The organism is Acinetobacter sp. ABJ-A23_2, assembly GCF_044538765.1.
Lineage (GTDB): Bacteria > Pseudomonadota > Gammaproteobacteria > Pseudomonadales > Moraxellaceae > Acinetobacter > Acinetobacter nosocomialis_A.
Map to the genome: position 1 here is coordinate 1 of NZ_JBIUCP010000068.1, position 13,345 is coordinate 13,345.

A 13,345-nucleotide genomic window follows, 5' to 3' on the forward strand; every position below is an offset into this window, starting at 1 on the left:
GGTATACTCTACTATCCATTTTTAAAATCCAATGATTTATTATCTTGGTTGGTTGATAAAACAAAAAAATATCAGATTACTTTAAACCATGAAGCAACCTTATCTTTTGATGAAATATTTACGGAAAGAAATGGTTTTATTCGTCTATATGATCATATAGGTAATATTGCAATTATTGATGCGCGTACTGAACGTGTTTTTGTTGATCCTAAACGAGACCATATTATTTTTAATCATCAAATTAAACAAAGCTATGCTAAAAGTTCTCTAGTTAATGAACTCTTAAAATCTTTTGTTTTATTTGATTTGAAAGTTTGGTTATGGCAGGTTCTTTATCAGTCTACTGAAATTTTAGAGTTATCTAATATTCAAGATAAACAATGTTATATTCTTAATGAATGGCCTCAAGTTAATGGTTTTTCAAATAGAAAAAAATTATTAAAAATATCAGCCTTTTTCTCAAAAGGTGCAGAGGTTGAATATGTTGTTCAAAATTCTGAATATACTTCAACACAAGTTAAAAAATTTATTTTAATGACGCAGTTATTGAGGATGAGTGAAAGCATACCTTCTGCCCAAGCTAAATTTAAAATAGAAACTGTTCAATCTTATCAAAACTCTTCGGGGGTATTCTCAAGTTTTCTAGGAAAGTTAAGAAGAAAACTTGGAATATAAAAGATGTTAATACATCTATTATTTGGCATTTTGCCTTTTTATACAATTGGAGTAATTTATGGCACGTTTAGAGCTTGATAAACTATCAGCTATTGATGGTTTTGTTGCTGGGGCATTAGTTGATAGTGAAAGTGGTTTAGCATTATCGACTGTGGGGAATGGTCTTGATATTGAACTTGCAGCAGCAGGAAATACAGAAGTTTATCGTGCTAAGCAAAAAGTAGCTAAAACGTTAAATCTAAATGACAATATCGAAGACATTCTCATTACTTTAGACAAACAATATCATTTACTTCGTCCATTAAGTGATAATCCAGCATTATTCTTATATATTGTTTTAGAACGTAGTAAAGCAAACCTAGCAATGTCACGACATGAACTACGTGCTTTTGAGAAAGAATTAGATTTTTCTTAATTCAAAAAAGCATTAGTTTAAAATTGTAAAACAAAAGAATGAACATGTTTAACAAACTGTTCATTCTTTATGAAAAAATTATGCATTCAATTTTACAAATTATTTCCCCTTTATTTAGATACTGATATCTTTCTTCTTCGTAGTCTTGTTTCAAAACAACTGAATGGTCTTTTTTGTTAAAAGATTAGAATGAAATCTCTATGCCCAATTTGTTTGTAGGTAAAATCAGTAAATAGCCCTTGCAGCAACATTATTTCTTATCTTAATTCTCAATCCCTCTGATTTGATGCAATAAGTTGCTTTTGTTTTAGCGTTATCAGTATGTGATAACTGTTTTTACATCCATCTATACCGCTCAATTCATTTAAATATGTTGACGCAGTAGCTCTGAACCAGAAGAGAAGTTTCATAGACTTTAATGTGAAAAATTCTAGAAGTCGTGAACATAATCTTCTTAGTAGTGACTTCTAGTTTTGAAATATGTGGACAACTCCAGACTTGTCCACAAAGTCGATGAAACACTTTATAAATCTGCTACAATTACGCCAATTTTTTATTTTGATCGACTTTAGATCTTCGGCACTGCAATCTCCGCAGTAGGTGTATTTCATGAGTTTTAAAGATGAGTTAGCGGCACAGGTCGCTCAACGACGCACATTTGCTATTATTTCCCACCCCGATGCCGGTAAAACCACCATGACAGAAAAACTGTTGTTATGGGGTAAAGCGATTCAGGTTGCAGGGATGGTAAAAAGCCGTAAATCTGACCGTGCAGCTACATCTGACTGGATGGAAATGGAAAAAGAACGTGGTATCTCGATTACCACGTCTGTTATGCAGTTCCCATATAAAGGTCACACGATTAACTTACTCGATACACCGGGGCATGAAGACTTCTCGGAAGATACTTATCGTACGCTTACCGCGGTTGACTCTGCACTTATGGTGATTGACGGTGCAAAAGGTGTCGAAGAACGTACCATCAAATTGATGGAAGTGTGTCGTATGCGTGACACACCAATTATTTCTTTCGTCAACAAAATGGACCGCGAAATTCGTGAACCACTTGAGTTGTTAGACGAAATTGAAAACGTTTTAAACATCCGTTGTGTACCAATTACATGGCCACTTGGTATGGGTCGTGACTTTGCTGGTGTATACAATATTCTTGAAAATAAATTGTATGTATACAAAGCAGGTTTTGGTTCAACCATTACCGATATTGAAGTGCGTGATGGTTATGATCATGCCGACATTCGTGACAAAGTAGGCGAGTTGGCTTGGGCTTCTTTTGAAGAGTCGCTAGAGCTAGTACAAATGGCAAACGAGCCATTAGACCGCGAGCTTTTCTTACAAGGTAAACAAACGCCTGTTCTATTTGGTACAGCATTAGGTAACTTTGGTGTCGACCACGTTCTAGATGCATTTATGAACTGGGCACCTGAACCTAAAGCTCACCCAACGCAAGAGCGTGTCGTTGAAGCGAAAGAAGAAGGTTTCTCTGGTTTTGTATTTAAAATTCAAGCCAACATGGACCCTAAACACCGTGACCGTATTGCCTTCATGCGTATTTGTTCTGGTAAGTACGAGAAAGGCTTGAAAATGAATCACGTGCGTATTGGTAAAGAAGTCCGCATTAGTGACGCGTTGACTTTCTTGGCTGGTGAGCGTGAGCATTTAGAAGAAGCATGGCCGGGCGATATTATTGGTTTGCACAACCACGGTACAATCCAGATTGGTGATACTTTCACTAGCGGTGAAAACCTGCACTTCACTGGTATTCCACACTTCGCGCCAGAAATGTTCCGTCGTGTACGTTTGAAAGATCCATTAAAGTCAAAACAGTTGCAAAAAGGTTTGAAAGAGTTGTCTGAAGAAGGTGCAACTCAGGTGTTTATGCCACAAATTAGCAATGATTTGATCGTGGGTGCAGTTGGTGTGCTTCAGTTTGACGTTGTTGCTTATCGCTTGAAAGAAGAATATAAAGTTGACTGTGTTTACGAGCCAGTAAGTGTAAATACCGTGCGTTGGATTCATTGTGATGACGACAAGATTCTTAATGAGTTCAAGAAAAAAGCACACGACCAGCTTTCAATTGATGGTGGCGGTCACTTAACGTATCTTGCTCCAAGCCGAGTAAACTTGCAGATTATGCAAGAGCGTTGGCCTGATATTCAGTTCCGTAACACACGTGAACACTAAGCATGTAAATGTGACAAACAGCTTCGAATAGAAGCTGTTTTGTTTTGAAAAATAAGAAAGGATGATGAAATGAACTTGAGTAAAAAGGCCATTATTGCGCTTGTAGTTGCAGTCATAGCAATAATTTCTGCTATTTCTGCATTTGTTTGGAAAAGCACTCATTCCTCATTCTCTTCTCAAAAAAATCCAGTCTCTGCTCAAGAGCATCCTGCTGAGAAAGCAGAGGTTTTACCTTATTTAAACTTGACCGAAACCAAGGCAAATTATGCAGTTCCTTTTTGTGAAAAGAAAAACTGTATTGATGTCGATATTCAAACCATAAAAACCCAAGACACTTGGTTAAATAGCTGGATTGAAAAGAGTCAGGCGAAAGTTATTCAGACTCAAATTGATTTGAAAAAAGATTTAAGTCTGCAACAAGCAGTTGATGCTTACGTTAAAAAGTCGGATGAATGGCAAGAGAAATATTCTAAAAACCGTGCCTACGAATTACACATTCATACGCGTATTGCTTCGCAGCGTAATCAATATGTTTTATTGCAATTAGGGTTGGACAGCAAACAAGAAGAAGTCACTATAAAAGATCGTTATTATTTTTTCGTGGCTGATCGTAAATTGCATAAAAGCTTAACTTTGCTTGATGTACTTCAAAAAGACCAACAAACCACTGTGCATCAAATCGTGCAAACGGCTTATCAGGATTGGCTGAAAAAACAAAATGCTGACGTTAAAAAAGACGCACCAAAAACTTTGTATTGGGGACAAGCCGACTGGTTCTTTGATGGTGAAGGTGTAGGTCTGCACTATCAGGCAAATCAGATTACGAAAGATGCTCCTCAGCTCGATATTTATTTAACAACAGAGCAAACTAAAAAAATATTACAACCTGAGGTTTATGAACAAATGTTTTAAGTTGGTAGCAGAATTTGCAACCTACTTATAGATGCGCTAACTTCATATCAGTTATGCATAATCTTCTCAGAATAAAGGCAAAATATGATGTTAACTTCTAAGGCCTCGCTACGTTTAACGCTACTTGCTTCTGCACTATTTTTAGTGGCATGTCAGCCTAAAAGTGATCCTAAAGAGTCGAAAGATCAGCAAAAACCAGCAGTGGTTGAGCAAAAGCCTGTGGAGCTGACTTTAAAAGGGGAAACAGTGCAAAGTAAGGTGGTTTTACCTGACTGTAGTGGTAAAACTTGTCCTGAATTTACTGTAGAGCGCTTGCAAAGTAACTATCCATTTATTGATAAGATTATTGACCAACAAGTTTTAAAAGCACTCGGCCAGATTCTTGAGATTGCAGAGCCAGATGCAAAAGCAGTAAAAGCGGATAAAAAGACAGAGGCTTCAGCAGTTGCCGCTATAGATCAACCAGATAGTTTTGATGCTCAGGTTCAACGCTATGCCAACTCATTTATTGGTTTAGACAAGGAACTAAAAGAGTTAAGTAGTAATCATCAAATTAACCTTTTAGTGAAGCCTAAAATCATACAGTCGCAAGGTAAAGTCGTAACTGTTGTTGTAAATAGTAGTAGCTATTTGGGTGGGGCACATGGTTCGGCTGCACAGCACTATTACAATTTTGATTTAAAAGAGGAAAAGCAGGTCAAACTTGAAAACTTGCTGCGTCCAGAGAAAAAAGCGGCTTTAGAAAAGTTAGCACATGAAGCGTTTAAAGCTTGGGTGACAGATTCAAAACTTGCCAATAGTGTGAGTGAATATGAACAAGCTTGGCCGTTTAAACTCACTGAGAACTTCTTGTTAGGTGATCAGGGCTTGATTCTTCAATATGGCGAATATGAAATTGGGCCTTACGTTGTTGGGTTGCCTCGTTTAGTCATTCCGTATGACCAATTACAAGATGTGTTGAAAGAAGAATATTTGCCACAGCCTAAGGCTAAACCTGCTTCGGCACCAGCTGCAAAAAGTGCTAGCTAATGCATTTGTTTGATACCCATACCCATTTTGATGTTGCCGATTTTAATGAAGATCGGCAACAGTTAGCACTTGAGGCTAAAAAAGTGGGTGTAGATGCTTTGGTGTTAATAGGCTTTTTACAGTCACGTTTTGATGAGTTGGTACACACCCATCATCAGCTCAAGCAGTGGGATAATGTACCCACTTCTTATTTAGCGCCGGGGTTGCATCCGTTTTATATTGAACAACACAGGCCAGAGCATCTTTCTCATCTTGAAAAAATTTTACAGCAAGAAGACTGCGTGGCAGTCGGTGAAATTGGCTTAGATACTTTTCTGAAAGAGCATAAGCAGCCCGATGTATATGCCAAGCAAAAACAATATTTTGCTGACCAGTTAGAACTAGCAACCCAATACCAAAAACCAGTGCTGCTTCATATCCGTAAAGCGCATGGCGATGTGCTTGCTTTGTTAAAAGCGCATAAGTTTAAATTGGGCGGCATTGCTCATGCTTTTAGTGGTGGGGTAGAAGAGGCGAAAGGGTTAATTAAACTCGGTTTTAAAATTGGTGTGACGGGGCAAATTACCAACCCAAATGCGAAAAAGCTTCATACCGTTGTGCAGGCGATAGGCGCTGAGCATTTAGTGATTGAAACAGACTGCCCAGATATGACACCGCTTTGCTGTCAAACCTCTACTGAACAGCGCACCAGAAATACGCCTGTAAACTTACCTTTTGTATTAAAAAGTTTGGCCGAAAATTTAAATATGCCAGAGTCAGATTTAGCCGAAAAACTTTGGAAAAACTCTCTATCTGCTTTGAAATTATCGTAATAAAAATCAAAGATTAGAAATAGTAACTAAAACAAAACACAGTGATGAAAAAAGAAGCTTAAAGTAAGAAAACAACATGTAAAAACGTGAAAAATAACATTGCCAGACATGGGAGGATAACCCAATGGCTAAGTATAGCAATATCAATAGTTTTAATGCTCTACAGACGCTAACAGTAGGTTCCAGCAATTATCAGATTTTTAGCTTAACCCAAGCCGAGAAAAAGCTAGGTGACATTGCCAAACTGCCGAAATCATTAAAAGTACTGTTGGAAAACTTATTACGGTTTGAAGATCAACACAGTGTTAAAACGGAACACATTCATGCTTTAGCAGAGTGGTTGAAAACCCGTACTTCCGATCAGGAAATTCAATATCGACCTGCACGGGTTTTAATGCAAGATTTTACCGGTGTTCCTGCGGTCGTTGACTTAGCTGCAATGCGTGCTGCAATGGCACAGGCGGGCGGCAACCCTGAAAAAATTAATCCGTTATCGCCTGTAGACTTAGTCATTGACCACTCTGTGATGGTGGACTATTTTGCCGATGATCAGGCTTTTGAGGAAAACGTTCAAATTGAAATGCAGCGTAATGGCGAGCGGTATCAATTTTTGCGTTGGGGACAATCTGCATTTAATAACTTTAGTGTTGTGCCACCAGGTACCGGTATTTGCCATCAGGTCAACTTAGAATATTTGGCTCAAGCAGTATGGCTAGGTGAAGACAACGGGCAAACTTTTGCTTTTCCTGACACATTGGTCGGTACAGACTCCCATACCACCATGATTAATGGTTTAGGGGTACTGGGTTGGGGGGTTGGTGGTATTGAAGCAGAAGCTGCAATGTTGGGCCAACCTATTTCTATGCTCATTCCTGAGGTGATTGGTTTTAAACTCACAGGCAAATTACAAGAAGGGATTACGGCAACTGACTTGGTGCTCACTATTACTCAAATGCTTCGCCAAAAAGGTGTAGTGGGTAAATTTGTCGAGTTCTATGGCGATGGCTTAGCCGACTTACCACTTGCTGACCGTGCGACTATTGCCAACATGGCACCTGAATATGGTGCAACGTGTGGCTTCTTCCCAATTGATGAAGTGACTTTAGGTTATTTGAAGCTAACTGGCCGCCAAAGTGACCGTATTGCACTGGTTGAAGCGTATAGTAAAGCACAAGGCTTATGGCGAAATGCAGGTGATGAGCCTGTTTTCACAGATACGTTAAGTTTAGATATGAGTACAGTACAGGCAAGTTTGGCTGGTCCAAAACGCCCTCAAGACCGTGTGCTTTTGTCAGAAGTACCAAAAACGTTTAATGCGCTCATGGAGTTAACACTTAAACCCGCCAAAGAAGCCAAAGAGCGTTTGGAAAATGAAGGCGGTGGCGGTACGGCTGTAGAAGCGACCAAAGCCAATATTCAGCACGAAAGCCCATCTTGTGTGATTGAGGGGCAGGAATATCCGTTAAATCATGGCGATGTTGTCATTTCAGCGATTACTTCATGTACCAATACTTCAAACCCAAGTGTAATGTTGGCAGCAGGTTTACTTGCTAAAAAAGCCATTGAAAAAGGCTTGCAGCGCAAACCGTGGGTGAAAAGTTCACTTGCGCCTGGTTCTAAAGTCGTGACTGACTATTTGTTGGCGGCTGGGCTTACGCCGTATTTAGATGAGCTCGGCTATAACTTGGTTGGTTATGGTTGTACCACGTGTATTGGTAACTCGGGTCCTTTACCTGAACCAATTGAAGAAGCCATTCAGTGTCATGATCTAAACGTGGCATCTGTACTCTCTGGTAACCGTAACTTTGAAGGGCGCGTACACCCATTGGTTAAAACCAACTGGCTTGCATCACCACCACTTGTGGTTGCTTATGGTTTAGTTGGGAATATTCGTACTGACTTAACGACTCAACCAATTGGGCAAGGTAAAGACGGGCAACCTGTTTACTTAAAAGATATCTGGCCAAGTCAGGCAGAAATTGATGCTGTCTTACAAAAAGTAAATACCGACATGTTCCACAAAGAATATGCTGCGGTGTTTGATGGTGATGAAAGCTGGCAATCGATTCAGATTCCAAAAAGTAAAACTTACGAATGGGCTGATGACTCGACTTATATCCGCCATCCGCCGTTCTTTGAAGGCATTAGTGAGCCACCAAAACCAATTAAAAATATTGAACAGGCGCGTATTTTGGCAGTGCTTGGTGACTCGGTAACAACCGACCATATTTCACCGGCCGGTAATATCAAAAAAGACAGTCCGGCAGGCCGCTATTTACAAGAGCAAGGTGTTGAACCAAAAGACTTCAACTCTTATGGTTCACGACGTGGTAATCATGAAGTCATGATGCGAGGCACGTTTGCCAATATTCGTATTAAAAACGAAATGCTCGGCGGTGAAGAAGGTGGTAATACCATCCATATTCCAAGTGGTGAGAAGCTTGCCATTTATGATGCGGCAATGCGTTACCAACAAGAGCATACACCGCTCATTATTATCGCTGGTAAAGAATACGGAACAGGTTCTTCACGTGACTGGGCTGCCAAAGGAACGAACTTGTTAGGTGTCAAAGCTGTCATTGCTGAAAGTTTTGAGCGTATTCACCGTTCAAACTTGGTGGGTATGGGCGTGTTGCCACTCCAGTTTGTTGATGGACAAACTAGGCAGTCGCTCAACTTAACCGGTCATGAGGTTATCTCGATTCGTGGTTTATCGGATGGTATTCAGCCTCATGAAATTCTTGAAGTTGATGTGAAAGGGCCAAATGGGGTAGCCAGCCACTTTAATGTGTTATGCCGAATTGATACGTTAAATGAGGTTGAGTACTTTAAGGCGGGTGGTATTTTGCATTATGTACTGCGGAATTTGATTGCTTCATAAATCGATAAACTTAGCACGGCCTTATAATGAATGTGTATGAGCTAATGTTGGGTATATAACTGTATCCTTACTTTTCGAGGATGAAAAGTAACAAAAAAACCTTTGTCGGGCTGACGGTATTCCCTATACCGCAGCCCAACTGGGCGGCATCCATGCCGCCTGTCGCGGTAATAAATGAAGAACTAAATCCTAAATATTCTTATGTATGATGTTATGAAGTTTTCTTTGATCTGAAATACACTTTCGTCTGAAAAGCAGTAAAATACTCCCCGTGTTTTATATCCCCTCAAAGAGTAGCAATGACCGATCTTCAACAAGATGAATATGACCGCCGTTTTGCAGGTGTAGCCAAAATTTATGGTGATTCATCGTTCCAGCACTATGAAAAAAGTCATGTGATGGTGATTGGTATTGGTGGTGTCGGCAGTTGGGCGGTAGAAGCTTTAGCGCGTACAGGTATTGGTGAGATCACATTAGTCGATATGGATGTGGTTGCAGCGTCAAATGTAAATCGTCAGCTACCTGCAATGACATCAACTCTGGGCTGTGAAAAAGTTGAGATTATGGCGGAGCGTTGTCGCCAAATTAACCCACGTATTAAAGTCAATATTATTGATGACTTCTTAACACCTGAAAATGTTGCAGAGCTTTTAAACCCTGTACCAGACATTGTTTTGGACTGCATCGATGACGTTAAAGCAAAACTGGCTTTAATGCTCCATTGTCGTTTTAACAAAATTCCTTTGATTGTGTCGGGTGGGGCAGGTGGTAAGCTCGATCCACTTAAAATCCGCGTAGCTGATCTATCAAAAACAGAACAAGACCCAATGTTAGCGAAGCTACGTAGTCAGCTTCGTGCTCGCGGCATCTGTAAAAAGCCAAAAGAGAAATTTGGCATTACCTGCATTTATTCTATCGACAACCCATTTTCTAGTGCAGATGTCTGCCCATCGGCTGGGTTGCGCTGTGGAGGTTATGGTTCAGCGGTAGTGGTGACTTCAAGCTTTGCTATGATTGCTGTGGCAGAAGTTTTGAAAAAGCTCGATTTAAAGAAAGCCTAATGTAAATATTGAAAAGGCATGTGCTTATGTAAGTGCATGCCTTTTATTTTTGAGAGAAACTATTTAATCGTACAGCTCTATGTTGTCTTGCTGGGGCTGTGTAGGTAGCTGCTGATCATAAAATTTAAAGCACCATAAAATTAGAATAACGATGGTGCATATTGCGAAACCTTTTAAATACTTCATGAAGAATTCAATCAAGTGAATGGTCTTGATTAAAATTCTAGTCAAGGTTATTCATCTAATCTAATATATAAAATAGACCAAATTATCTAATTTTGAGATGGTAATGCTCACATTAAAACAATTCCAATATTTCATAAAAATTGTTGAAGAAGGGAGCTTTACTGCTGCTTCAGAAAAGCTATTTATTGCTCAGTCTGCTTTAAGTCGACAAATGAAACTATTAGAAGAAGAAATTGATTTTCAATTGTTTGACCGTACTGACAAAAGAGCAAAACTCACGGCAGCGGGAGAGGTTTTCTATAAGAAAATAAAAGATAATCTGCTTTACTTAGATGAAATTATTGACCTGTCTAAAAGTGTGTCGGATGGGAAAAACCGTCAGATTAAAATTGCTCATTCAAGCAGCATTGTTATGGACCATAAAAAGGTTCAAATATTAAAAGAAGTTAGCTTAACCCAGCAGCTGAGTTTTGAGTTGAATACCTTGTCATCAGAACAACAGATCTTAGCGTTAATGAATGGTGAAATTGATATTGGTTTTATTCGGCCACCCGTTCGGCACACACTAGATGAGATGAGTGTTGTTAAGCTATATGAGGAGCCATTAATGGTGGCTGTGCATCTTGATCATGCCAAATTTACTAAAGAAGAAAAGGTTTGTTTAAAAGACTTAAAAGATGAGTGTTTTGTATCTACACCTCATGCTGAAAGAGGGGGCTTAAGTTATTTGGTCGCAAATCTGTGTTTAGCTGCAGGATTTACTCCACAAAAAGCCCCTATTCAGTCACGGAAGGTTTCACAGCTACAATTGGTTGCTGCAAATTTGGGAATCAGTATAGTTCCGCAAGAGTTCAAACAAATTTTGCCTAATCAGGTAAAGCTTTTACCTTTGGCAGATCATTTGTCACTTTCAGAAGTTTTGTTGGTCTATAGAAAAGATCATGATGAAATGATTCAGCGCTGTGCCGAGCAAATTCATCAAATGTTTTTATCTTAAAAATGAATTAGCCTAATCTATAGTAAGTGTAGGTGACGTTGTCATCTTTGTAGACGTCATAACTGCTTTGTTTGAAGTCTGATACCCATTCACTGCCTGTGTAACCAGCAATATGTCCATAAACGTGATTGCGGGTTCTGTGAATGATGTAAATATCGCCTTCTTGTGGCTCATCAAAAGCTGGGTTAATTTCTTTATAGCCAATCTTTTTCAGGGTATCGCCCCAATCAGATGCTGCAATAGGATGGTTTTCAACATCGGCACCAGCAGATTCAAGTGCAAGACGAATGCTACGAGCACAACGAGCTTTGCTGCGTCTAGAGGTAACACTTTCTAATTTTGCTACGAATTTTTCTACATCTATGGCTGGAGGGGTGTTGCTTTCAGTGCGGTGATTATTGGGTTTCATGGTGAAGGGATAAGGAAGGCTTGGTGTGCTGTGTGATACAACAATCGCTGCCTGATTTGAATCCTGATACATATAGTTATCAGCTACTTGTCCGTCATAAATAATCATCGTGAAATCTCTACCCGTACTACCTATATCCGTATTTAGAAAATCACCACCTACCTGTGGCGTTCAGAGATACTAATTGCCCAAACTTAAAAGTTTTGTTTATGTTATGTAATAACGTATCTTTTTTCCAGTTTTTATTTCTGACTGAGAAAAAATAGCCTAGTTGAAATAGCGACTAAAAGCAGTGAAATTTAATTGTTTGATATTATTCATTATAAATAATTAATCAGAGCTTAAATTTGAATATTTTGAGCCGACATTTGCGAATATACTCAAAATCTAAGTCTCTGATTTAAAATGCCACATTTTCTTACAATTTAAGAAGGCTGAGCGGGCTTAAACCTGATGCTCTTTTACATATTCTTCAGTACGAATAATGGCAGCTTGCATGTTTTGAATTGCATTCTCAACATCAGCTAAAGTTTTCGCATTTCCACCGCTCAATGCCTGACGCCATTTACGGGCACCTGGTAAATTTTGGAATAAACCCAAAATATGACGGGTAATGATAGAGAGTGGCGCACCTTCAGCCATGCGTTGTTCGATATAAGGCAGCATTTGTTCCATAATATCGAAACGGTCTGGTGCTTCTAGGTTCCAAAGTTGGCCAAGCTCAGCAAGTAAGTAAGGGTTGTGATAGGCTTCACGGCCAATCATCACGCCGTCAACGTGTTGTAAATGAGCTTGAGTTTCGGCAAAAGTTTTAATTCCGCCGTTAATTTCAATGGTCAGGTGTGGGCGTTCTTGCTTTAAACGGTAAACATCTTCATAGCGTAGCGGTGGTACTTCGCGGTTTTCTTTCGGAGACAAACCTTTCAATATCGCAATACGTGCATGCACAACAAAATGAGTACAGCCTGTGGACGCAACGCTGTCTACAAAGTGCAGCATTTCTTCGTAAGACTGCATGTCATCAATACCGATACGGTGCTTTACCGTTACGGGAATACTGACCGCTTTTTGCATGCTATGAATACATTCAGCGACCAAGTCTGGTTCTGCCATTAAACATGCGCCGATTTTATTATTCTGGACGCGGTCACTTGGACAGCCTACATTAAGGTTAACTTCATCGTAACCCCAGTCTTCAGCCATTTTTGTGCAGGTCGCAAGCTCTTGCGGATTTGAGCCGCCAAGTTGCAAAACGATAGGGTGTTCTTGTGCGCTGTAGTCCAAGTGGCGTTTTGCATCACCAAATAAAATCGCGCCTGTCGTTACCATTTCGGTATACAGCACAACGTTTGGGTTAAACAAGCGTGCAAAGAATCGGTAATCCTTTGTAGTCCAGTCCATCATCGGTGCGACAGAAATACGAGGTTGTAACGATTGAAGTGATTGCATAACCAATAGACCCAAAAGTCGCTAAATTAAAGAAAGGGCAGCATTATACGGGGTTTAGCTCTGAATCGACAGAGACATTTAATCGCGTAATTTATAACCGCCCTTATGGTGAATGTAGAAAGATGATTTTTAACAAGTTAGGTTATGACTGAGCTAGCTGCTTTTTTTGTAAGAAAGCATCAAATTGGCTAGTAATTAATGTTTTATCTAAATATATGGGTTCATTAGAGGAATTTATATATTTAAAAGTGAATCGTATACTTCTACAAAGAGTATTCATGAGTTGGTAAGTAGAATGAATTTGGGTCATATTTTAG

At 39.4% G+C, this 13,345-nt stretch carries 12 protein-coding genes; 9 read left to right on the top strand and 3 right to left on the bottom strand.

What is annotated here, in order from left to right:
• The 8 genes from ACH63V_RS16975 to ACH63V_RS17010 all read left to right on the top strand — a co-directional run.
• Positions 1 to 675, top strand: a 675-nt coding sequence (locus tag ACH63V_RS16975; protein WP_396464158.1) for a hypothetical protein, incomplete at its 5' end; no start/stop codon positions are given.
• Between the two features lie 58 nt (positions 676 to 733).
• Complete coding sequence (locus ACH63V_RS16980; RefSeq protein ID WP_396464159.1) at positions 734 to 1,090, top strand: roadblock/LC7 domain-containing protein; 357 nt, start codon at positions 734 to 736, stop codon at positions 1,088 to 1,090.
• Between the two features lie 609 nt (positions 1,091 to 1,699).
• Positions 1,700 to 3,292 carry a peptide chain release factor 3 gene (locus ACH63V_RS16985; RefSeq protein ID WP_263612928.1) on the top strand — a complete coding sequence of 531 codons (1,593 nt, stop codon included), beginning with the start codon at positions 1,700 to 1,702 and terminating at the stop codon, positions 3,290 to 3,292.
• A 69-nt stretch (positions 3,293 to 3,361) separates the two neighbouring features.
• Entirely contained in the window at positions 3,362 to 4,204 is an 843-nt protein-coding gene (locus ACH63V_RS16990) for a hypothetical protein (RefSeq protein WP_396464160.1), read from the top strand.
• A gap of 87 nt (positions 4,205 to 4,291) precedes the next feature.
• A complete protein-coding gene (locus ACH63V_RS16995) occupies positions 4,292 to 5,233 on the top strand; it encodes an RsiV family protein (RefSeq protein WP_396464161.1) in 942 nt (313 codons plus the stop codon).
• Positions 5,233 to 6,045 carry a TatD family hydrolase gene (locus tag ACH63V_RS17000; protein ID WP_396464162.1) on the top strand — a complete coding sequence of 271 codons (813 nt, stop codon included), beginning with the start codon at positions 5,233 to 5,235 and terminating at the stop codon, positions 6,043 to 6,045. The genes ACH63V_RS16995 and ACH63V_RS17000 overlap by 1 nt, the downstream gene beginning before the upstream one ends.
• A 124-nt stretch (positions 6,046 to 6,169) precedes the next feature.
• On the top strand, positions 6,170 to 8,926 hold the full coding sequence (gene acnA / locus ACH63V_RS17005; protein ID WP_396464163.1) for an aconitate hydratase AcnA: 2,757 nt from the start codon (positions 6,170 to 6,172) through the stop codon (positions 8,924 to 8,926).
• A 299-nt stretch (positions 8,927 to 9,225) separates the two neighbouring features.
• On the top strand, positions 9,226 to 9,987 hold the full coding sequence (locus ACH63V_RS17010; RefSeq protein ID WP_000130925.1) for a ThiF family adenylyltransferase: 762 nt from the start codon (positions 9,226 to 9,228) through the stop codon (positions 9,985 to 9,987).
• 63 nt (positions 9,988 to 10,050) lie between these two features.
• Here ACH63V_RS17010 and ACH63V_RS17015 read toward each other — a convergent pair whose 3' ends face one another.
• Positions 10,051 to 10,173 carry a hypothetical protein gene (locus ACH63V_RS17015; RefSeq protein WP_081404853.1) on the bottom strand — a complete coding sequence of 41 codons (123 nt, stop codon included), beginning with the start codon at positions 10,171 to 10,173 and terminating at the stop codon, positions 10,051 to 10,053.
• Between the two features lie 103 nt (positions 10,174 to 10,276).
• Between ACH63V_RS17015 and ACH63V_RS17020 the strand changes: the two genes are divergently transcribed.
• Entirely contained in the window at positions 10,277 to 11,170 is an 894-nt protein-coding gene (locus ACH63V_RS17020; protein WP_396464164.1) for a LysR family transcriptional regulator, read from the top strand.
• 7 nt (positions 11,171 to 11,177) lie between these two features.
• Here ACH63V_RS17020 and ACH63V_RS17025 read toward each other — a convergent pair whose 3' ends face one another.
• Both ACH63V_RS17025 and dusA read right to left on the bottom strand, forming a co-directional pair.
• Entirely contained in the window at positions 11,178 to 11,687 is a 510-nt protein-coding gene (locus tag ACH63V_RS17025; RefSeq protein ID WP_002050979.1) for a hypothetical protein, read from the bottom strand.
• Between the two features lie 336 nt (positions 11,688 to 12,023).
• Positions 12,024 to 13,028 carry a tRNA dihydrouridine(20/20a) synthase DusA gene (dusA, locus tag ACH63V_RS17030; RefSeq protein ID WP_396464165.1) on the bottom strand — a complete coding sequence of 335 codons (1,005 nt, stop codon included), beginning with the start codon at positions 13,026 to 13,028 and terminating at the stop codon, positions 12,024 to 12,026.
• Positions 13,029 to 13,345 lie beyond the last annotated feature (317 nt).

What these genes read in the sequence shown, in the direction of transcription:
- ACH63V_RS16980 (WP_396464159.1), top strand. Translation starts at nt 734, where the DNA reads ATGGCACGTTTAGAGCTTGATAAACTATCAGCTATTGATGGTTTTGTT.
- ACH63V_RS16985 (WP_263612928.1), top strand. Translation starts at nt 1,700, where the DNA reads ATGAGTTTTAAAGATGAGTTAGCGGCACAGGTCGCTCAACGACGCACA.
- ACH63V_RS16990 (WP_396464160.1), top strand. Translation starts at nt 3,362, where the DNA reads ATGAACTTGAGTAAAAAGGCCATTATTGCGCTTGTAGTTGCAGTCATA.
- ACH63V_RS16995 (WP_396464161.1), top strand. Translation starts at nt 4,292, where the DNA reads ATGTTAACTTCTAAGGCCTCGCTACGTTTAACGCTACTTGCTTCTGCA.
- ACH63V_RS17000 (WP_396464162.1), top strand. Translation starts at nt 5,233, where the DNA reads ATGCATTTGTTTGATACCCATACCCATTTTGATGTTGCCGATTTTAAT.
- acnA (WP_396464163.1), top strand. Translation starts at nt 6,170, where the DNA reads ATGGCTAAGTATAGCAATATCAATAGTTTTAATGCTCTACAGACGCTA.
- ACH63V_RS17010 (WP_000130925.1), top strand. Translation starts at nt 9,226, where the DNA reads ATGACCGATCTTCAACAAGATGAATATGACCGCCGTTTTGCAGGTGTA.
- ACH63V_RS17015 (WP_081404853.1), bottom strand. Translation starts at nt 10,173, where the DNA reads ATGAAGTATTTAAAAGGTTTCGCAATATGCACCATCGTTATTCTAATT.
- ACH63V_RS17020 (WP_396464164.1), top strand. Translation starts at nt 10,277, where the DNA reads ATGCTCACATTAAAACAATTCCAATATTTCATAAAAATTGTTGAAGAA.
- ACH63V_RS17025 (WP_002050979.1), bottom strand. Translation starts at nt 11,687, where the DNA reads ATGATTATTTATGACGGACAAGTAGCTGATAACTATATGTATCAGGAT.
- dusA (WP_396464165.1), bottom strand. Translation starts at nt 13,028, where the DNA reads ATGCAATCACTTCAATCGTTACAACCTCGTATTTCTGTCGCACCGATG.